Source organism: Anaerolactibacter massiliensis, from assembly GCF_900290205.1.
GTDB lineage: Bacteria > Bacillota_I > Bacilli_A > Erysipelotrichales > Erysipelotrichaceae > Bulleidia > Bulleidia intestinalis.
Genome location: NZ_OLMH01000001.1, coordinates 373,386 through 393,220, shown reverse-complemented (window position 1 = coordinate 393,220; position 19,835 = coordinate 373,386). Strand labels below are relative to the sequence as shown.

At 47.4% G+C, this 19,835-nt stretch carries 27 protein-coding genes; all 27 read right to left on the bottom strand.

Annotation, left to right across the window (positions count from 1 at the left end):
* Positions 1-9: 9 nt before the first annotated feature.
* The 27 genes from C7E00_RS02020 to C7E00_RS01885 all read right to left on the bottom strand — a co-directional run bounded on the left by C7E00_RS02020 (position 10) and on the right by C7E00_RS01885 (position 19,805).
* Positions 10-351, bottom strand: a complete 342-nt coding sequence (locus C7E00_RS02020; RefSeq protein ID WP_105302693.1) for a hypothetical protein — start codon at positions 349-351, stop codon at positions 10-12.
* Positions 351-1,526, bottom strand: a complete 1,176-nt coding sequence (locus tag C7E00_RS02015; RefSeq protein ID WP_105302692.1) for a head maturation protease, ClpP-related — start codon at positions 1,524-1,526, stop codon at positions 351-353. Before C7E00_RS02015 ends, C7E00_RS02020 begins: the two co-directional genes overlap by 1 nt.
* Positions 1,527-3,179, bottom strand: a complete 1,653-nt coding sequence (locus tag C7E00_RS02010; RefSeq protein ID WP_204378537.1) for a phage portal protein — start codon at positions 3,177-3,179, stop codon at positions 1,527-1,529. It lies immediately after the preceding gene.
* Positions 3,179-3,502 (bottom strand): hypothetical protein, encoded by a 324-nt coding sequence (locus tag C7E00_RS02005; RefSeq protein WP_105302691.1) that lies wholly within the window; start codon positions 3,500-3,502, stop codon positions 3,179-3,181. Before C7E00_RS02005 ends, C7E00_RS02010 begins: the two co-directional genes overlap by 1 nt.
* Positions 3,502-5,463: a phage terminase large subunit family protein gene (locus C7E00_RS02000; protein WP_105302690.1), complete on the bottom strand. Its 1,962-nt coding sequence runs from the start codon at positions 5,461-5,463 to the stop codon at positions 3,502-3,504. Before C7E00_RS02000 ends, C7E00_RS02005 begins: the two co-directional genes overlap by 1 nt.
* On the bottom strand, positions 5,441-6,079 hold the full coding sequence (locus C7E00_RS01995; RefSeq protein ID WP_105302689.1) for a hypothetical protein: 639 nt from the start codon (positions 6,077-6,079) through the stop codon (positions 5,441-5,443). Before C7E00_RS01995 ends, C7E00_RS02000 begins: the two co-directional genes overlap by 23 nt.
* Before the next feature lie 856 nt (positions 6,080-6,935).
* A complete protein-coding gene (locus C7E00_RS01985) occupies positions 6,936-7,334 on the bottom strand; it encodes a hypothetical protein (RefSeq protein ID WP_135358132.1) in 399 nt (132 codons plus the stop codon).
* A 50-nt stretch (positions 7,335-7,384) separates the two neighbouring features.
* On the bottom strand, positions 7,385-7,750 hold the full coding sequence (locus tag C7E00_RS01980) for a hypothetical protein (protein WP_105302686.1): 366 nt from the start codon (positions 7,748-7,750) through the stop codon (positions 7,385-7,387).
* Complete coding sequence (locus C7E00_RS01975; RefSeq protein ID WP_167836425.1) at positions 7,747-8,166, bottom strand: dCTP deaminase domain-containing protein; 420 nt, start codon at positions 8,164-8,166, stop codon at positions 7,747-7,749. Before C7E00_RS01975 ends, C7E00_RS01980 begins: the two co-directional genes overlap by 4 nt.
* Positions 8,163-8,726, bottom strand: coding sequence for a hypothetical protein (locus C7E00_RS01970; protein WP_105302684.1), 564 nt, complete (start codon positions 8,724-8,726; stop codon positions 8,163-8,165). Before C7E00_RS01970 ends, C7E00_RS01975 begins: the two co-directional genes overlap by 4 nt.
* Positions 8,727-8,933: 207 nt before the next feature.
* A complete protein-coding gene (locus tag C7E00_RS01960) occupies positions 8,934-9,443 on the bottom strand; it encodes a class I SAM-dependent methyltransferase (protein WP_105302682.1) in 510 nt (169 codons plus the stop codon).
* Between the two features lie 3 nt (positions 9,444-9,446).
* On the bottom strand, positions 9,447-9,695 hold the full coding sequence (locus C7E00_RS01955) for a DUF6275 family protein (RefSeq protein ID WP_105302681.1): 249 nt from the start codon (positions 9,693-9,695) through the stop codon (positions 9,447-9,449).
* Between the two features lie 253 nt (positions 9,696-9,948).
* A complete protein-coding gene (locus tag C7E00_RS16090) occupies positions 9,949-10,095 on the bottom strand; it encodes a hypothetical protein (RefSeq protein ID WP_167836424.1) in 147 nt (48 codons plus the stop codon).
* A complete protein-coding gene (locus C7E00_RS01945; RefSeq protein ID WP_105302679.1) occupies positions 10,095-10,517 on the bottom strand; it encodes a RusA family crossover junction endodeoxyribonuclease in 423 nt (140 codons plus the stop codon). The genes C7E00_RS16090 and C7E00_RS01945 overlap by 1 nt, the downstream gene beginning before the upstream one ends.
* Positions 10,514-10,810 (bottom strand): hypothetical protein, encoded by a 297-nt coding sequence (locus C7E00_RS01940; protein ID WP_105302678.1) that lies wholly within the window; start codon positions 10,808-10,810, stop codon positions 10,514-10,516. The genes C7E00_RS01945 and C7E00_RS01940 overlap by 4 nt, the downstream gene beginning before the upstream one ends.
* Before the next feature lie 14 nt (positions 10,811-10,824).
* Positions 10,825-11,073 (bottom strand): hypothetical protein, encoded by a 249-nt coding sequence (locus tag C7E00_RS01935; RefSeq protein ID WP_105302677.1) that lies wholly within the window; start codon positions 11,071-11,073, stop codon positions 10,825-10,827.
* 223 nt (positions 11,074-11,296) lie between these two features.
* Positions 11,297-13,537, bottom strand: a complete 2,241-nt coding sequence (locus C7E00_RS01930) for an AAA family ATPase (protein WP_105302676.1) — start codon at positions 13,535-13,537, stop codon at positions 11,297-11,299.
* Positions 13,534-15,129: a DEAD/DEAH box helicase gene (locus tag C7E00_RS01925; protein ID WP_105302675.1), complete on the bottom strand. Its 1,596-nt coding sequence runs from the start codon at positions 15,127-15,129 to the stop codon at positions 13,534-13,536. Before C7E00_RS01925 ends, C7E00_RS01930 begins: the two co-directional genes overlap by 4 nt.
* Positions 15,126-15,650, bottom strand: a complete 525-nt coding sequence (locus C7E00_RS01920) for a hypothetical protein (protein WP_105302674.1) — start codon at positions 15,648-15,650, stop codon at positions 15,126-15,128. Before C7E00_RS01920 ends, C7E00_RS01925 begins: the two co-directional genes overlap by 4 nt.
* A gap of 13 nt (positions 15,651-15,663) precedes the next feature.
* Entirely contained in the window at positions 15,664-16,710 is a 1,047-nt protein-coding gene (locus tag C7E00_RS01915; RefSeq protein ID WP_105302673.1) for an ATP-binding protein, read from the bottom strand.
* 3 nt (positions 16,711-16,713) lie between these two features.
* Complete coding sequence (locus C7E00_RS01910; RefSeq protein WP_105302672.1) at positions 16,714-18,093, bottom strand: AAA family ATPase; 1,380 nt, start codon at positions 18,091-18,093, stop codon at positions 16,714-16,716.
* A 196-nt stretch (positions 18,094-18,289) separates the two neighbouring features.
* A complete protein-coding gene (locus C7E00_RS16085; RefSeq protein ID WP_167836423.1) occupies positions 18,290-18,451 on the bottom strand; it encodes a hypothetical protein in 162 nt (53 codons plus the stop codon).
* Entirely contained in the window at positions 18,444-18,674 is a 231-nt protein-coding gene (locus C7E00_RS01905) for a hypothetical protein (RefSeq protein WP_105302671.1), read from the bottom strand. Before C7E00_RS01905 ends, C7E00_RS16085 begins: the two co-directional genes overlap by 8 nt.
* Positions 18,658-19,020 carry a hypothetical protein gene (locus C7E00_RS01900; protein WP_105302670.1) on the bottom strand — a complete coding sequence of 121 codons (363 nt, stop codon included), beginning with the start codon at positions 19,018-19,020 and terminating at the stop codon, positions 18,658-18,660. The genes C7E00_RS01905 and C7E00_RS01900 overlap by 17 nt, the downstream gene beginning before the upstream one ends.
* On the bottom strand, positions 19,017-19,361 hold the full coding sequence (locus C7E00_RS01895) for a hypothetical protein (protein WP_105302669.1): 345 nt from the start codon (positions 19,359-19,361) through the stop codon (positions 19,017-19,019). The genes C7E00_RS01900 and C7E00_RS01895 overlap by 4 nt, the downstream gene beginning before the upstream one ends.
* A complete protein-coding gene (locus tag C7E00_RS01890; RefSeq protein WP_135358131.1) occupies positions 19,354-19,581 on the bottom strand; it encodes a hypothetical protein in 228 nt (75 codons plus the stop codon). Before C7E00_RS01890 ends, C7E00_RS01895 begins: the two co-directional genes overlap by 8 nt.
* On the bottom strand, positions 19,563-19,805 hold the full coding sequence (locus tag C7E00_RS01885) for a hypothetical protein (protein WP_105302667.1): 243 nt from the start codon (positions 19,803-19,805) through the stop codon (positions 19,563-19,565). The genes C7E00_RS01890 and C7E00_RS01885 overlap by 19 nt, the downstream gene beginning before the upstream one ends.
* Positions 19,806-19,835 lie beyond the last annotated feature (30 nt).

The window sequence follows — 19,835 nt, the reverse complement described above, 5'->3', positions numbered from 1 at the left end:
TTTACCTCCTTAGTAAACAATGGACTCCAGCAGAATGTTGTTCTTTCTGAGAGCCAGCTCATCTGCATCTGTGAATGTGTAATTCATCAGAGCTTCAATGGTCTCACGGAAGAAAATACCTTCCTGCCAGACTTCCACTGTCTGTGCTGTTCCTGCAGCAGTTACGTCCTGAGCCAGCACGAAAGCTGGATCCGTTCCGTCTGTGCCCTGATAGACGGCACCCTTGGAAGTAAGGATTGTGCCTTTCTTCAGGTCTTTCGCTGTGGTGATGTCAATCAGCTTGAGTGCGCCTGCAGACTTGTACAGATTGTCATGCTGCACATCTGCGATCGGTTCAAACTTGTTAGCCATTACTTCTTCGCCTCCTTGATCTTGTTGACGATGTTAGTGACTTCATCTTCCATGCTTTCCGGCTTGACCGGCTCATTGCCGCCGTTGCCAAGAGCATGAACATCGTTTGCACCAGAATTCTTTACATCCTCGACGATGTTCTTGGACATCTGAGTCTGCACTTCCTTCTGTGCTTTGATTGCTCTCAGAGCAAGAGTGTCAGCTGAGCACTTATGCTCGCCGTACTTGGCCTCCTGGACCATTTCCGGAGTGCACATGCTGGCAATTTCATCAATTGCCTTGATGCGCTCATCTTCTGCTTCGACTGCGTCCTTGACCGCCTTGCCCTGTGCAGCCTTTGCTGCGTCAGTGGCTTCGGACATCAGTGAGGCATAGAGCTCAGGATACTTCTCTTTGAGTTCAGTGAGATTCATCTCTTCTTCCTCCTTTTTGTTGTCTATGTGAATCGCCGCCTGCCCACTAGGCTGCTTATCACTGATTTTGAGTTTCGGAATATTGATGCACCTTGAAATGTCAAAGTTCCGACCCGCTGCCATGAGCATCTTGTGATCAGTGCTCATGGTCACCTGGACTGGAGTGCCTTCAGCAACTTCGTCCGCAAAACCCATCTCGACTGCTTCTTTGTCAGTCATCCATGTCTCTGCTTTCATCAGATCGCGGATCTCGTCTTCAGACTTTCCGGTTTTCCGTGCATAGATTCCTGCGATTGCTTTGGATGTTCCTTCCAGCCAGTTCTCTGCTTTCTTCAGATCATCCAGCTGCACATAGTCATACATAGCGATTGCCGGATCATGAATCATGAAGAGGGCACCGCTTGCCATCTTGATCGTCTTTCCTGCCATTGCAATGACGGAAGCAGCAGATGCTGCAATGCCATCGATGATGACTGTCACATTGCCTGTGAAGTTCTTAATCTTGTTGTAGATTGCAATTGCCGCATAGACCTCACCACCTGTGGAGTTGATGTGAATGTCTACATTCGGACAGTTTGCAATGGAGTCCAGATCATTCTGGATCTCTGCCGGGATAATGTATTCACCCGGATCCGGCTCATCTGTCCACCAGTTGAACGGTGGTCTTTCTTCTGCGACATCTCCATAGAGTTCAACGGTCGCAGTCTGGCCATCATTGCTTCTGACCAGATTCCATGCTTTTCTTGCTTTATCTTTCATCATTCATCTCCCTCGGATGGAATCTCCATCCGGATCTTCTCCGCCCGGTACTGGCACCGGATCTGGAGTATTCTGCGGATCTGGTCCGCTTGTTTTCTTCAGCATTTCATTCTCACGTTCCAGTTTCTTCACATTGTCATGCCAGTCAGATCCGTTGATCTGAATCGCAGCATCTTCATGGGTGATGAAACCGTTCGCAATTTCCATGTTCGTCGCGTTGATCTCTTTCACCGGATCCAGCTGACCCTGTGCAGGTCCAACCCATGACGCTTTCAGATATGCATCGCGCGTGATCGGATTCAGGAAGAATCCAGGAGCAGGGATTCGACCAGAAGATACTGCTTCCGTGAACCACCATTCATACACAACCTTGCAGAAACCATCGACGAACCATGATCTGTACATCTTGTAAGTTTCCCATGCTTCCATGAGTGCCGCTCTCGATGCACTGTATGACGAGTCAAACTTCTGCATGAGTACATCGACAGGAATGCCGAGCGATGTGCCGATCTGCCTGCATACTGAATAGACGAATGTGTCATAGCCTGATTGTGGTCTCTTCGGATCACCGAAGGAGACATCCTCACCAGGCCTCAGAACATTCACGTTGCCCGGTCCCATCTCGTACTCTGTATCGTTCTGAAATTCGTCATCATAAGGAGGGCAGCCCTCGATTGATGCTCCGACCTCATTGAATGGAATCGAGTCTGAATCACTCTCTGTTTTGACGAAAACAGTGAAGAACGATTCAATGATTGCGGCCTGGATCTCTGCTTCCGTATATCTGCGAATCTGCAGGAGTGGTTCGATAACATGAGCAAGGAAGGTGACTCCTCTATACTGCTCCGGACGTTCCTGGATGGTCAGATGGATCACGTTTGCAAGCCCTGACTTCTGACCATATGCTTTGACTCTCGTCCATTTCTTCGGACCTTGTGAGATGTCCGTTGAATCTGGATACTGATTGCAGAAGTGATAAGCGACAGCTGCACCGTCGCTGTTTACTTCCACACCGTCATAGCACCAGTTCCCGTTCTCCAGCTTTGCCTGCGTGAATCCGAGATAATCATGAGCGGCCATGTCCGGAGTGGAACATCTGTCCGCCTCAACGAGCTGGATCCTGAGCCCGTAAGGTGCCGCAATTGTCGGATTCGCCTGCTTCTTCAGAGCAAAAACGTCACCGGAGAGCAGCCACGAAGAAAAAGCGAGCTGCTGCAGCTGGTAAAAGTTGGCCATTTGCAGTGCATCGCATGTGTTCTTCCTGTCTGCCCACAGAGCAAACTCTCTTTTGATCTGCCGGTTGAGATTCTGAGCCTCTTCGTCAGACATTCCGATAACATCTGCGTCAACGGATGGATTCAGCTTCATTCCGACACCGACAACATGCGTCCGCATCGTTCCGATCGCGCCGGATGCGATAGGGGAGGCCATGTAGAGCATTCTCGCACGCTGTCGAAGCGTGTAATTATTCTCATCAATGTCTTCTTTGGCGCTTCCGGATCTTGCCTTGAATCCTTTCAGGGCTCTTTTTGTGTGGGATGCGCCAGCATCGGAGTATCCCTTGTTGTAGACCTTCCGGTTGACTTCGGAAGCCATCGCCTCAGACAACTGTCTGGCCTTCATTTCAGCTTTTTTCTGCTTTTTCTTCTTTGCCATTACCAGTTATCCCTCGGAATAATTCCATAAGTTTTGTGCGATCTTCCGCCATTGTAGCCTTCCAGTTCCCGCTTCTTGGCCATGAGTGAATCCCACTGTTTCAAGACCTGAGACGCGCTCATCGCTCCCTTTGTGATCTCACGAGATCCGATCTTGTAGTGAGTTACGGATCCAGAGCCGGACATGATGGTCTTTCTGGTCTCCACAAGGCCGTCCAGATCATCGATCACGATCTGATATTCAAAGTTGCGGTCATAGAGTCCCTTATTGAATGGAATCCCATGCGGCGACTTTGCATTCATTGACACTCTGATCATGTTCATCACCAGTCATCCTCCTCTCGCTGTCTTCTTCTGCGTCTGGCCATGCGTCTGCGCTCCCGTGCTTCCTGCTTGGCCTGATTTTCTTCTTGGATATCTTCATCATCCAGCCCTTTGAGTCTCCGATCGAGTGCGTCAAAGTTCGGATTGAGGACCATCTTAGCTGCCATCGCATAGTTCCGGCAGTCAAGTGCTTCGTTTCTGTTGTGACCAGGTAACTTCTTCCAGGTCCATCTCTGCGAACTGTGGGAGGTACTCGGCACCATGACTTCTGACAGCAATCCGCTGAAGAAGTTCTCATCATATCCGGCATCCTCGTTGTCCGGAAAGTGCATGAAGTTTGCTCCCGGTTCCTGGACAGTTACATTCGACATGATGCGCTCCTTGCCGGAGTCAACACCCAGCGTGTATAGCCACACTTTTGTCGTCCTGTGATTCGGGAGGACACAGTCCTGCTTTTTTGGAATGGCAGTGTAGGGGACACCCTCGCCGCCACGTCCTTTGATAGCAAAAACACGCTTGCCGATTCTCTTCCGGCATTCTTCGTAAACTTCCTGCGTAAAATGTCCGCCGGAGTCGATGAATGTCAGTGAGATCTTTAATCCTTTGCCATCTTTGAACTTGTATACATGGTCCAGGACTCCATCGAGTGACTCCCAGACGTCGCCATTTTCTTCCGGTCGTCCCATGATGAAACCCTTCCTGATTCCCCAGGACTCACCATATCTGCCCCAGCCGACAACCTCATACTCAAGGCGGTTGTCCTGCGTATCAACACCACAGGTGAGGCACAGAACTCCATCTGGTAGCTCTGCATCATAGTGCTCACGTCTGGCCATGAGCTCGCCTTCGTCTGCTGCGTCGTTTCTTTCTTCCCAGAGTCGTCCGAGAATTGTGTTGAACACGGTCTTGAGCTGTGTTGGATCATCCTTTGCTTCAAGGAACTTCCGGATGATCGTCTCCCATGTCAACCATGGAGAGCAGAAACCATTGAGCCAAAAGGATCTGTACCCGTGATCGATAGCATCCGGATTCTTTGCAATCCATTTCTTATCAGTTCGACGGATATCGTCCTCTGTAGACATGCAGCCGCATTCAGGACAGCAGTATTCGATGTCGCTGACCGTGTATTGCTTCCGGCCGCCAATCACTTCGCAGGTGTCCTTGAAATGGATGTCATCAAAATCGATGAAGTGATACTCACCACAGTGCGGACACTTCACACACCAGTATTCCTGCGTCCCTTTGGTGAATTCTGCAGCAATAGGGGAGTGCCCTTTGATCGTCGGAGTGGAGACCTGTACTCTCTTGGCATTGTAGAACGTGATTGTTCTGGCTGTCAGGAGATTCCATGGATCACCTTCACCGCCTGCATCTTTAGCCCAGCGGTCTCTTTCGTCGCCGAAGATGTACCTTGCAGGAACAGATGCCAGCTCTCGCGGAGCATTGGATCCGACCAGTGTCAGCATTCCGCCTGGATATTTCTTCTTGGTGACTGTGTTGTTGCCGTCTCTGCCTTTAGCAGCCGCAACCTTTTTCTTCAGATGTGCCGTATCCCGGAACATCGGTGCAAGTCTTCTCTTGGAATAGTCCTTTGCATCTTCCTGTGTCGGCATACAGAACATTGCCGGTCCTGGATCGTTGTCGATCAGATAACCGATCATGTTGTTGATCATTTCAGACTTTCCGACCTGTGAAGATGCGACTACCACTATGTCATGCACTCGCGGATTCGTGAAGGAATCCATGATCTCCTTGAGATAAGGAGTCCGGGACGTTCTCCACTTTCCGGCTTCTGCTGAGTTTTCCGGAGAAAGTCTCCGGTACTTGTCAGCCCATTGAGAGACAGTCAGTTTTTCTGGTGGAATGGCCACCTTCTGTGCTGCCGAAAAAACTCTCTGCGTGCGATCAAAAAAGCTGGCTGAATAGTCCGCTTTCTTTTTAGACTTCTTCGTCTTCCTCATCGTTCTGCATCTGTTGTCTTCCCTGCCTCTCTTTTAATCGCTCAGCATAGGCCGCCGGATCGTACTTGTGTTTTGAAATGTCTTCCAGGATGGAAGCAGCTTCTTGTTCCAAGATCCCTGTGATCTCCTGAGCATCCTTGCATTGTGCGATAATCACTCCCATCTTGCCAGGCATGGCCAGAAGATCAGAACGCATGGCCATGATCAGATCAGTTGTGAAGTCCTTGACGTCATCCGCTCTGAGATACTGACCCTCCAGTTCTTTCAGTTCCTGATTGGCTTTCTTCGCCTTCGCCTGTTTGTACTGCACCTCAGCCTTCAGCTTCTGCAAATTCAGCTGAGCCTCGTCCTCACTCTGTTCTTCCTTGCTGACGTATTTGATGTATGCCTGCGTTGAATCGTCCCAGTCATACTTTGCGGCGACACCTCTGCCGCGTGATGTCTCAATGTTCTTCAGAATCCCGTCATCGGTGAGCTGCGTGATCCTGCGCCTCGTGATGCCCAGATGCTTGGCAAGCCTTGAACTCGAGCAGATCTCTGGGATGTCGTTGCTTTTTGGATTTTTTTTCGGAATATTGTTCTGTATTTTGACCGTTTTTGTTTTTTTCTCTGCCATCGTTCACCGCCCATGACCGTTCTCCGGGATGCTGAGGAAATGCTCAAAAAATGAATCAAAAACTAAGAACGTTTTGGGCTTTCCCCGAGCCGCATCGCATCGATCGCCGTCGCAGTACCTTGAAAATGGAGCCGGTCCGCCGATCTTGCTGACCTCAACGAGCCACTGAAGTGACTCATGAGCAGCACTCGTGTCTGTTCTTCGTCTCGTTGTCGGCTTCAGCGACGCCTCAGACCGTGAGTACGACGCCACCAGTCACGGTACGCCTTGCACTCAGCCATCAGTCCTGCGTCCCAGCATCTCACAGTGCAGTAGATGCACGGCTGTGCTGAATCATGTTCGATCTTCCTCATAGCCGCTTTGTAGTCACGCTCACTCATGTGACTCAGGTCCTTCATATCTTCATCCATAAGCACTCACTCTCTGGCATGGCAGAGAAGTGGAACGGCTGACGCATGATGCTGTTGTTCCGCACACAGGAGAAGGGATGCACAGCAGCACTGCATGAGTCAGCCGTTAATATAAAAGCATGCAGATCGCTTGGCTGCATGCTTCCGGAAAGAGGTATCGTTCTCTGTCTGCCGATTTCTCGACGCTATCAATATACACACATTTGAAGACTGATGGTGTCCGGCTTTGTATGAGTTAGCCAAGTTCGGTCGGAGCTGAATGATTTGGTCGGAATGTTCTGATTTATTCTGATTTTATTTTCTGAGAAAAACCTTTCGATTTTTCCAGCAATGCCTTTGCATTTTTCGGTAGAAATAGTCGGCATATTTTCTGGCAAAAACCTCGAGTGTTTTTTCAGAAAAAGGTCTAGGCATTTTTTGAGAAGGCAAAATAAAAAGCAGGGCTCTCATTCAAGTCCTGCTTCATCGAAGTAATTGTTTACCATGCTAATGATCACGCTCTTTGACCTGTAATTCTTCAGATGGTTGCATGTGGCCTCCCAACTGAATCCATTGATGTAGTGATCTCTGCACGCTGCATAGATCAGACCATCCTGGATGCCGTTGACAAAATCCTCGCACGCTTCTATCTTTGCGTAGAATTCGTTCTGCTTTTTTTCAAGTCGCTGGATGTTTTTCATCGCTCTCTCTGTAGGGCTTGAAGGATTCAGCTGCTTTCCGGATCCATCGGAACTGAACGATGGAGATCTGTAGGTATTGTATGCTGCCTTCAGTTCATCATCCAGTTCATGAATGGCCAGAATGTTGTTCTGGTAATTTTTCAAGTCATTGCGTGTGATCTTCATCGACATGCCTTTTCTTTAATTTTAGCAATTGATTTATATTAGATAAAGGTTCAATCATCGCCATTTTCTCCAATGTAAGCGCCGCAGTATGGACAGTATTTCCAGCCCGGATCCACATCCTCCCCGAGAATCTCGCCACAGTGGGTGCATCGTTCAACCTCGTAAGGTGGACCGCCTTCTTCCATTGGTGCCAGAGCATCAAGTTCAACTCTTGCCGGATCTTTAATCGGACAGTTTTTCATGCGATGCAGCTGATCACCGGTGTCTGTCTTGATGACTGTACCTGTGATTGAGCAGCCTCCGTATAAGTAGTCCGGAGGATCATCACAGATGCCCCAGAATGGACAAGCAACACATCCATCCGGCGCGTTCTTTCTATAAACAATATCGAAGCTGAGTTTTTCTTCTTCATTCATTTTCCTGTAGACCACCATCCATCGAAGTCTCTGCTATCTTCTGATGGATCCAGAGAGACGACTTTCGCGGAATTTTCATACTGACACGGAATCATAACCATCTGCACGATCTTGTCTCCTTTGTGGACTCTGTATCTTTCATTTGATGTGTTGTACATTCTGACCTTAATTGGTCCTCTGAAACCTGCATCAATGATGCCTCCCATACAGATAATGCCGTGATTCATCATGAGTCCGGAATTGCTTACCATGCAGCCGAAGCAGTTTATCGGAAGCTGCACATCGACATTCAGTTCAAAGACGTGACCATCATGTGGTTCCAGTGTAACGCTCTCACATGATCTGAATCCTGCACCGTCATATAGCCAGTGCCCTCTCTGCGGAATGTATCCGCCATCATAGACTTGAGCTTTCATAAATTGAGATCTTCCACTCTGTAGTAGGTGTTGTCCTTCATACCTTTGAAGGATTCCGAACTGATCGGAACGTTGCCGATCGTTCTGCGGCATCTTCTGCTTGTCCTGTGGATCAGTTCCAGTGATGTGATCCCGTTGATCCGGTGTCTGATGATGTAGTACACCTTGTCTCTGACAGGACTGAGAATCTGAATGAGGAGCTTCCGATCAAGAGCAGTGAGAATGTCCTCCTCGTGTTCTTTGTCTAACCATTCCAGGAAGGCTTCCAGTGCTTCCTCTTCGTCATCGCATCCGGCATCCGTGTGATAGGTTTCTCCGGCAATGCTGAAACCTGTCGAATTGATCTGCACAGAATTCAGCGGGATTTTCTGCATCTGCAGCCATCTCGCGTTAGTGAGTGGCTCAGCATTTTCTGCGATGTCCTGACTTTCCAGTGCTGCAACTCCTTTGCTGAGTGCTTCCTGTTTGATCTCTCGATCTGGATCTTCATAGCCTCTCGGCATATTTCTGCAATTTCTGGCCATTCCATTCAGAATGCCGATTGCTTCATTATTTTCCATGTTCTTCTCCTTGTTTCTGTTTCAGCGGGCAATCTGCCTGCCTCGTTTTTGCATGTTTACTCACAGCGAACTCTGATCCGGTAAGAAAGCAGAGCGCTGCATTTGGAATCAGATCTCCCTTGAATCTCTCCGTAAGGAAGGGGCAGTCTGCACAACTTTCCGGCATTACCTTGCAGGTTATTTCAAAGCCGTTCTCTTTCCATCCTATCAACATCTTCTCTCCCATTCCATATCCTCGAATTTCATGAATACTCCAAAAAACGTCTGCATTCTCTTACCTGAGTGCGTACCAAACAGCGGCTTGCGTCCTATGGCTTTCCACACCTTTTCGGCGGGAATATCGTGTTCAGACCATTTGAACACAAGCGTACCGTTTGGTGCCAGTACTCTCATTCCTTCTGCGAAGCCATCATGTAGCATTGACGGCCATGAAGCATCCAGTTTTCCGTACTTCTTAACCAGCCACGCGGTCTCTTTTGCCTGGATCAGATGCGGCGGGTCAAACAAAACAAGATTGAATGAATCGTTATTAAACGGAAGCTCCGTGAAATCACACTGCACGTCGGGATTGACAATTAGCTTTCGTTCGGATTTATCTGAACGCCAAACGTTATAGAGCGTTTCTTTCCGCTTATCGCAGTAGATAGTATGAGGCTCGTTTTTATCGAACCACATAGTCCGTGCTCCGCATGTCATATCAAGGATCTGCTTATTCATTGCTTATTTCACCACCACATTTTGAAACTTCTTGTAAGCATCCAGATACCACTCGTGTTTATCACCGTTGTATGTCAGCTCATAGTACATACCATCAAAAAGGGTTGAACTAAGCAGGTACTTCCAGTTCTGCAGAGTTTTGCACTTCCATACGGTAAATACTTGAAAGTCTGGCGTCGGGTCAGACTTATCCAGATGCTCCGTGATGTAATTCCTTACGATTTCAAGTGCTCTATCATCAAAATTAGTCATTTCTTCTTCCTCCCTTCTACTTCTCCATCCATCAGCGCCCCGCAGTTCGGGCAGTATCTGGTGCTAAGCCAGGAATGCATACTGCAGGAGCTGCATACGAAATCGGTTTCTCCGTTAATGTCATGCGGGGCGTTAATGATCCAGTGCGAATGTTTTACTGTCTCTGCTTTACTCCTCCGCATTTTGTCTATATCCTCCATGAATGCTGCATGCTGACATGCCGCAAAATGAATTTCTTTAGGGTCAAACAGTCTCATGCTTTGTCTCCTTTCATCCATGAATAAATTGCTATGATCAAAAGTATCACGATCAGCAGCCCAGCCGAAATCGCCAGTGTCCTGACGAACCACAAGATCATCCAGACCATGGCATGTAACAGTGCGAACACAACGCTGATCATCAGTTCGGCCTCCAGAGCTCGATAGTAATCTCCAGTCTCGGATTGTCCGAGTAGAACTTTGATGTTTCTTCATGAATAACCTGAGCGTCATCCTTGAATGCGATTGCATTGAGCGCATCTTTTACTTTTGAGACATTGTCAGTGTCCGGCTTCTTTGTCGGTCTGATCTGTCCTGAAAGAGCCTGTTGTCTCTTCTTGTTGGACCATGACTTCGGAATGCCGAAGTAGGCATCGAAGTACATGTTGATTGGTTCCTCTGTCGGCAGCCATTCCGGGAAGCTCTCACGGAAGGCGAGAGCAACAAGATTCTCATAGACCTGCGTCTGTTTGGGAGTGTAAGCGTGCCCCGTTCGCGTAACACGGGGACGCTGCTTACCTTTTGGCTCGCCAGGGACTGTGAACTTCAGTCTCCGGATAATCATCTGATTTCTCCGGTTTCCGGATCTTCAATATCATCGATTGATAACTGCTCAATCCCATGAGACAGGGCACTGCATGAATAAGGTGCTAACTTCGATACAATCGTGCTGGTGATCTTTACATCTCCATTATTTGGATCAGGCTCGAATGCAACATCGATGACAATGTGCCGTGCTTTCTTTGGATCTGATCTGATGTCGTTGATGTTATCCATCACTTTTTTCTTTTCATCCTGCAGAGCTCTCATCAGAGCATCTGTATCAATTTTGAAATTCTCATTTTTGTACTGCGTCATTTCTATTCCTCCTTTCAGAATAATTTTTGCTGCTCAGGTTCTTTGACATACGGATTTGGGCAATGCATCCAGCCGATGACCTTATGTCTTTGCGTTCCTGCATATCGTGTCCAGGTGCCGTCCGCTTGGATATAGTCAAAATCAACTTTGCGGTGCCCATCATTATATAGAATTGTCACTAGCACCTTGTCCTCTTCCTTGATTTCATCAACGGGAAGGGGAGGCAGTGTCTCTGGATATGGTCTCCATTTCAAGTCTGTCATTTCTAAACTCCTGTACGTTGTGAAAAAACTCTATTTTTCATAATCTGAAAATCTCATTAAGGTGTTGGGCGGCCGTGTCAATAAGGGTGTGGCGGGCCATAGCCACACCCTTGTTGCACAGCCTGACACCCTCATCTGCACGTCGTGAAGAAAATAAATGTATATTTATATAGACTTTTGCTTCACGTGAAAAACTCTTGACTTTTTCTTTCTTCACGGCAGATCAGCATTTAATGATGATTGCGGGTGCTGCTGCACCTTTTGAGCCGTCTTCTCTCTTTGCTTTGTAGATGCCTGATAAATCTTTCAACCTGTTCCAGATTGTCCTTTCTGAGACGTTCATATACTCTGCCATCATTTTGACTGTCACCGTTTCGTTTTCTTGTGACAAATTCTCAAACGCAATCTCGAACTCATTCTGACGTTTGTTCTGTCTTTCTTCGGGAGTCTTCTGTGCCATCTTGCCTTTTTTCCACATCGGCATATCTTCTTCAGGATCCAGATTTTCAAGTGCTCCTGTATGATCCACTTCATGGATCGGATATGAGAACCAGATGTTCGTCTCAGCAGGCTTCGGGAACTCTCGCAGCGTCATGTCAATTCTCCAGGCTGTCATTGTCTCGGCTTTTGCTTCTGCTTCATGGACGATATCCTGCAGCTGATTGTCCGAATATCTGTTTCCGAGGATCCTTCTCGTGTGCAGCATCATCTCCTTTCGCTTATATAGATCTTCTTGTGGTATCTTTTCAAATTCTGAAAGAGCATTCTTCTTAATCAGATTTCTGAGAGCTCTGCAGATTTCCATGTTCTTCTGACGATCAATCACTGAGTCATTCAACGGTAGCTCAATCATATCGATCATGGCATCCGGATCTCTGGCAAATACTCCAGATCCGGAAGCACGGTCCATAGATCTCTTCCCTCCCTGAGCCCCTTTGCTGTGGTGGTGGCAATAAATTACGGAACAGTTCAGCGATGTAGCAATTTTGTCAAATTGGTTCGTGAACTTGGCCATCTGCTCTGCAGAATTTTCATCTCCGGTGATCACTTTGTAGATCGGGTCGATCACGACTGCGATAAAGTTTTCTTTCGACGCTCTGCGGATCAGCTTCGGCGCCAGCTTGTCCATCGGCACGGATTTTCCTCTAAGGTTCCAGATCTCAATGTTTTTGATGTTATTCGGAGGAATATTCAGTGCATCATAAACATCCTTGAATCTGTGCAGGCAGCTTGCCCGATCAAGCTCCAGATTGACATATAAGATCTTCCCCTGAGCGCATTGCCATGAAAGCCATTTTCTGCCTTCTGCGATAGCGATGCATAGTTCTATCAGAGAGAATGATTTTCCTGCCTTAGATGGGCCCGCAAGCAGCATCTTGTGTCCCTGACGAAGTACGCCCTCAATCAATGGCTGCGCCAGATCCGGCATGTCGTTCCATTCTGAAGCAAGATTCTCAGGATCCGGCAGATCGTCATTGATTGATTCGATGTATTCCGTCCATGCATCCCAGGAGGGCTGCCCGATATTCGTTGCAATCAGGAACTGCTTCTTTTTCCCTCGCCAGAATCCTGGCATTCGTGATAGCCTGCTAGGGTTCTTAGCGCTTGGATCCACATCAAGACCGTTCTGCTTGCAGATTTTATATAGGTAGTCAACATGACGGCTGTATTCTTTCTCATTGTTGGCATCTACACGAACAATCGCATGAAGCGACTTGTTTCCGGAGTGTACCAGAGCGGCGATCGGAAGCTGAAGCTCTGTCATGATTGCGTACTGCATGTCGATTGCATTAGTGTCTGATTCTACTAGTGCATACCGATAGTCAGTAATGTTCCCGATTTTTCCGCCTTGCCCATCCATCGGATTGAAAGAAATCCATGCCCCGCATTCGTGATCGTAGTCGTAAAATACGTCTTCGATTTTCTGCGCGGAATCAAGTTCTTCCAGAAGTCTTCCGGCTGTCCGGTCATAAGTTCTTTTCCCTGGATGATACTTTCCTTTATCGTCTTTGAAACAGGACGTACAGTAGGAAACATGATCATCTGGCTCGAATACCGCAGAAATGTAATTTCGGATGTCTGCGATTTGATCCCAATTAGCACCTGGCTCTGGGACTTCTTTGGAGTCGATCATGTCTCGGTCAAGAAACTGATAGTCTGAGAGATTTACAATCTCATCGTCCAGAATTTCTCTTCCGTGCTCACCGGACGAATTACTGTATCCTCGCTCAATTGCCATCTTGAACAAAGTATTTTCCGTGATTCCTGAGCTCTGGAATGATTCCCATTTTTTGAAGCATCCGCCATCGTAACGTTCCGGGTCTCTGCGGCTCCATTCATCCCATAGCTCGCACGATGCACCGGCTGCTTTGATGGCCATGCCAATCTGCATCCAATCTCCATATGACAGAGAAGCTGGATTGATATATTCAAGCGCTGCTCTTAATTCCTTTTCATCTGTCATAAGGTTGCTCCAGGAGTATAGGTTGAGGGCACGACGCCTTCAGGAATACGCCAGTTGTTATAGCTGATTCGACTAATCATCTTATTAGCAGCATCAAATTGCCATGTTCCGACGTGCTGGAATCCTCTGCTTTCCAGAAAACGAATTTGCTTAGGTGTAGCCAGTCCTTCCATCCGTCTTTTCTCCAGCTTATGCAGAATCAGTTCAGCTTTTCCTGCACATTCGATTTCATCCGGGAATATTCCGTAACGCTCAAGAGCTTCAAGCTGTTTCTGAGTAACCGGTCCCATTTCCCATCCGAGTGATGGCTCATAAGACGCGAGATCTTCAGCCTGGATGCTCATTTCAAATTGCAGCGGGTCCACCAGCTTGCGCTTCCGTTTCCGCATTGCTTCAAGCTGTTTCGCCAGAGATGCTTCACGCTGCTGCATAACATCTGTGGCAGCTTCCTGCTCGGCTTCTTCAATGTCGAACATTTCTCCTGCAGCTTCTTCCAGATTCTTAGTCATCTGCTTCGAAACTTCATCATTCGCGCAGATGATATCAGCCGGTCGGCAAAGTTCATGCTTTTCTGTCATCCACAGAAAATCTAGGATCAGAAGATTTTCTTTTCCTTTGCAGATTCGTGTGCCTCTTCCCACCATCTGGCAATAGAGAGATCTAACTTTCGTAGGGCGCAGGCATACAACGCAATCGACATCCGGGCAATCCCAGCCTTCCGTCAGCAGCATGCTGTTGCAAATTACGTTGTATTTACCAGCAGCAAAGTCCTTCAGAACCTGTTCCCTGTTATCAGACTGCCCATTTACTTCGGCAGCTTTAAATCCTTTTGAATTCAGAATATTTTGAAATTTCTGAGAGGTGGCAATCAAAGGTAGAAACACAACTGTTTTCCTGTCCTGACAATATTTCTTCATTTCTTCCGCGATCTGATCCAGGTACGGATCCAAAGCTGTATCAATGGATCCAGGTGTATAGTCTCCTGCCTGCGTCTTCAGACTTGTCATATCCAGCTGCAGCGGAACGGTCTGCGCAACGATCTTACAAAGATATCCGTCTTTGATTGCTTGGACGATCGAGTATTCATAAGCCAAGGATTCAAACACTTCTCCAAGGTGACGCTGGTCTCCCCGATCCGGGGTAGCAGTAACTCCCAGGACATTTGCATCGCTGAAATGATCAATGATGCGTCGATATCCATCTGTAATTGCATGATGCGCTTCGTCTATGATGATTGTTCCATAGTAGTTCGGGTCAAATCGATCAAGCCGGTTTTCACGTTGCAGAGACTGAACGGATCCGACTGTGACACGATTCCATGTCCCCAGTGCCGTCTGATCTGCCTTCTCAATCGATGATTTCAAGCCGGTCATCTTGTATAGTTTGTCAGCTGCCTGATCAAGTAATTCCCCGCGGTGTGCGAGGATCAGAACTCTGTTTCCAGCTCTTACCTGATCCTCTGCTATCTTGGAAAAAACAACTGTCTTTCCTGTACCTGTAGGAAGGACCAGCAGAGTCCTTTTCGTTCCGCTGGCCCATTCATTTTCAATCGCTTCTCGTGCCGCCTCCTGATATGGGCGGAGCTGTGTCATTTCTTCCAGCTCCCCCAATTGTTATTGGATGCAGTTTCTTCTTTCGGATACAGCTTGGAAATCTTCATAGAAGTCCCATCTGTCCCGTCTTTCTTTTTGTAATTTTCATGCTTGATCTGGAGTTTTCCGGTCTTTCCGATGTGATGATCCTTGGTCCAGTCGAAATGAATCGGATCCCCTTTCTTATGCAGGCCAATTGAATCATAATACTGAGCAATCATGCCAAGGCACCCGCGTGAATTCCACATGTAGAGATTGAAGTTTTCAATGTCGACATTGGATCCATCTTCCGGATTTTTAACGCGGAACACCGGATTGACCTGTTTGCAGTTTCCGACTTTGCCACCGACATCCTGATGCCGGCTTTCCTTCAGATCCACAATTGTGAACTCATAATCTCCTTCTGGAAGGAGAACATAATTTCCTCGATCATAATCTCCAAGATCAGCTGCGGAGAAGACAGCAGAATCATTCAGTTCTCCGCCAGACGGCATGTTTTGATTGTTCGTATAGTATTCCATTTTCTATTCCTCCTCAGAATGGTAAATTTCGCTGTTCAATGATGCTATTCATGACTGCTTTCCAGTTAGGTACAAGGAACCCAAGATAATAATCCTTGTCATACTGGTCAATCGGCATATCACGCGGGAAGTGCCCCTGATCCCCTACGACTGCCATCAGTTCCTCAGGATGTACGTTATCTGCTTTCATCAGATCAGTAAGCTCTTTTGGCAGATGAGACATCACAGCTTCTTCTTCCTGAGTGTATGGTACTGGCATCCATCCGCTGTTCAGATCCAGAACAGGTTCTGCAGGTTTCTGCTCAGTCTGGTTTTCTTTTACCGGTTCCTGTTTTTTCTCAAATAACTGAGCGATTGAGTTGAATTCAAACGGGAGTTTATCCGGCATTCCGAAACGATTCTTTGCATCCCAAGCAGCTGTATGCGTGGTGTACATGACACGCTGGTTACCCGAGGCATATTTCTTTTTTGTCTTTGGATCCTCGGTGATATATGTTTCGTAGTTAGCAAATAGCAGAACATCAGCCCATTCCTTAACTAAGCCGGAAATGCTGCACTTCGGAGTGTCAATCAATTTCAGCTCATAGCGGTCATACTGCCCCATTTCATCCGGCTTTGTGAATGTTCGGATGGTAGAGTGAGCAACCAGAACCACATTTACGCCTTTATCAACCAGATCATTCAGCAGATTCAGGAGATGTCCGAATTCTTCTTTGACGTAGGAATATCCTTTCCCGTATCCGAAATCTTCAATTCCTTTGACCTGATTCTTCTCGCACACAGAAACAACACAGAGCTGCTGCGCCCAGTCAACGGTGTCAATTACAAGAGTGCCGATGTCCGATGGATTGCTGATTGTCTGCTCAACCTCCGAGAGAAGCATCTCCCATGTCGATGGAGTAGGATATCTGGCAACATCCATCTGATTTGTGGACCCTTCGGTATCAATAAACACTGCTCCAGGAAACTGGCTTGCGAATGTACTCTTTCCGATTCCCTCGATTCCGTAGATGCATACACGCATGGCTTTTTCAATTTTTCCTCTGCTTATCTCAAACATGATTTATTTTTCCTTCCAGCCCCATTTCTGAGCCGCCTGAGCGGGCTTTTCGGATGGCTCCGGTGTCTTTATCAGCTCAGCTGGTTTGACTTCTGTAGCGGCTGTTTTGACGCCATTCTTGATGCTGTAGCCATCCTCGATGTAGATGCTGCACTCATCGCCGGTGCTTACTCTGGTGGCGATAGCCTGAAGACCTTCTTTCTGGAGCCATGCTCCGAATTCATTCATTGTGTCAACGTCCATCTGCTCCAGCTTGTCCAGCAGGACAAATCCGCATTTCGGATTGAGCTCTCGAACGATAGCAGTGGCAACGATCATTTGCTGAGAGCTAGACATGCCATCCCATTTCTGGCCTTTATATGTCAGCTCTCCGTGATCAACGGAAAGACCAGGAAGTGGCATTTTGGCATTATCCAGAAGCTTCATACGATCCTCACGGACTGTTTCAATCTCTTTTGTCAGGGCGTCATACTGCCTCTGGTACTCGGAGGCTTCATCCTCTGCTTTCTGTTTGTTCAGATTGTCCCGGACTTTAGCATTGATCGAATCAATATGAGAAATGTTCTCCTCCAGTTCAACTGTAGATTCATCTTTCAGTTGCTCAATGGTTTTGGAACCTTCTGCAATCTTGTTATCCAGATCTTGCAGATCATCCATCAACGCATCACGCTTTTTCTGAAGTTCTTTGATCTGATCGTCGATCCGATCAAGTTCCCAGCGTTTAGCGTTGCACTGTTTCTTGAGATCATCCAGATTATTGCGCTGTCTCTGGTTTTCACCGTTACGCGCTAATATATCCTGCTGTTTCTGAATTAGTTCACTCGCCGAGACGATTTCTTCAGGAACTCCATCCCACTGCGGCATCTCATCGGCATATTTCTTTTTCTGATCTGCAATTCTTCCGATTTCAGTGCGACGATTATATGCAGCACTTTCCTTGTTATCGAATTCCGCCAGCTGATCACCCACTCCGATGATCTGTAACAATGTGCTTGCTTTCTCTTTTGGACTTGCTTCGATGAACTTCGGCATGTCCAGCGCAAAGGTAGAAATGAAACTGCTGAGAAGTTTCTGACCGGCTTTCTTTCCGGTTGAGTCTGTGACCTTCAGAGTGCCATTCCTCCCAGAACGCTCAACGACAATCCCATTGTTGAGCTCGATGTGGATATGCGGATCCACCATGGATCCTTCTCTCTTTACCTGTGAGGGCTTGTACTTGTCTCCGCCGAGTGCCCACACAATGGCATCCAGTACGCTTGTTTTGCCCTGATTGTTCTTGCCGCCGATCACGGTCAGTCCGTTCTCGGTAGGTTCCAGCTTCACGGCCTTTACTCGCTTCACGTTTTCAAGCTCAAGACTCGTGATTTTTACTGATTCATCCATTTGATTTTCTTCTCCTTTTTTTGATTTCAGCAACCAGCATCATGCAAAGCACGAACAGCTATGACGATGTAAGTTTTCGGGGGAGGGTATCATCAATGCCTTTCAGAAGGAATCCTGCCTGCTCATACAGGATTTTGAGTACTGAATTATTAGTCTGCTCATGCTCTGCATGATACCGGCTGCTGTTTGATCTCTTTTAGATTCGGCTCACAATGTCGAGGACCATTGCCTGATAGCTGTCACCTTCAACATTGATCGTCTTTTCTGTGTCGTTGTCATAGACAACATGTGCCACATCATCCATGGCCATTGCTGCAGTTTCATCTGCATGTTCCATCTGGATCTTTGTTTCAATCATCTTCTTCACGCACCTTTCCAATGATTCCCTCTTCTTCGAGGTAGGGGATCAGACAGTCACTGCAGACCATGTTCCCGTCTACATCGTGCAGATCTTCTGGATCACACTCTTCACCGCATACGTCGCAGGTGTAGACCTTCACGTCCTTGTGCGGGCACGCTGATCCGAGGCATCCGCGATCGGAAGGGCATCCAACACAGTCATCTTCATGTCTGATCGCCATGTTCTTCTTTCTCCTTTCTTTCTCTGTATTTCTTCTGATTGATATTCACTAAATGGATCCAGTTTTCACAGTAGGCGATGCGCTGGTGCAGCTTTAGGAAGTCCTTCCGTCTCTGATCAGCTTCCTTCTTCATATCTTCTGAAGCATTTTTCTGAACTGCTTCCAGTGCTCTCTTGAACTGTTCGCTTTCAAGATCCATGTTATTGAACTTTTTCCATGTCTTATCCTTTGCAATGTCCAGAATGTTGAGCCTGTAATAGATCTGATCGAGATCATCACAGATCCAGGCGAGCTTCACACAGATGACGAACACTGCAATGAACAGAATCAGAATTGCCCATTTCATTCGTCAGAACCTCCGGCATTGTCCAGGCTCCGGATAGCATCAATGATGGTGCCTTTCTGGATCCGGATGAATGCATCCTTTTCTTCGTTCTTCATGTAATAGATGTGATGATCATCGAACCGCTTGACTCTGATTGGCTTTCCTCTGTGGAAGGATCCGTCGTACCAGTTGGTTGAGTAGTCCTCACGAATGCATACCTTGAAGAATTCCAGCGTCTTGTATCTGAGCCGCTCGATTCTTACCAGCGGAACTGCGTCGTTCGTTTCAGCGGCAACGGTCCAGTTTTTCGGATCGTCCACGTAGTTCTTTCGCTGCGTGTCATTTCTTAATGTTTCAGGCATCAAAGTGTCTATCTCCTTTCTCATCTGCAACTCTGTGAGCTGCTTCGTTTGCAATGGTTATCGCCTGATCAAAGCAGTAGGTGGCCTTCTCGTCCTTGAGGATTGTTCCAAGCAGCATGCAGAATTCTTCAATCAGTGTGTCCGTATCTCCTCTGACGATTGCTTCTCTCTTCTGAGTCTTGGCATTCACGGCAACGACGATCATTCTGCATTCACCCACCTTCCGCCTGCATGGCCATAGACCTCAATTCTCGGATCACCTTCCGGCAGATATCTGACAAGCGAGGGATCTTCCTGCAGCTCTGCGTCTGTAGGCGGGTACTGCTTCAGCGAGTAGTCAACTACTCCCAGAATGAAGGCATACATCATGCCCATGACAAGCAGGGCTGACCCCACAACGATCATCACGACTCTTCCCCATCTGATTCTTGGCTTTGTTCTCATGTTTTCTTCCTCTCTTTTTCGGTTAAAATG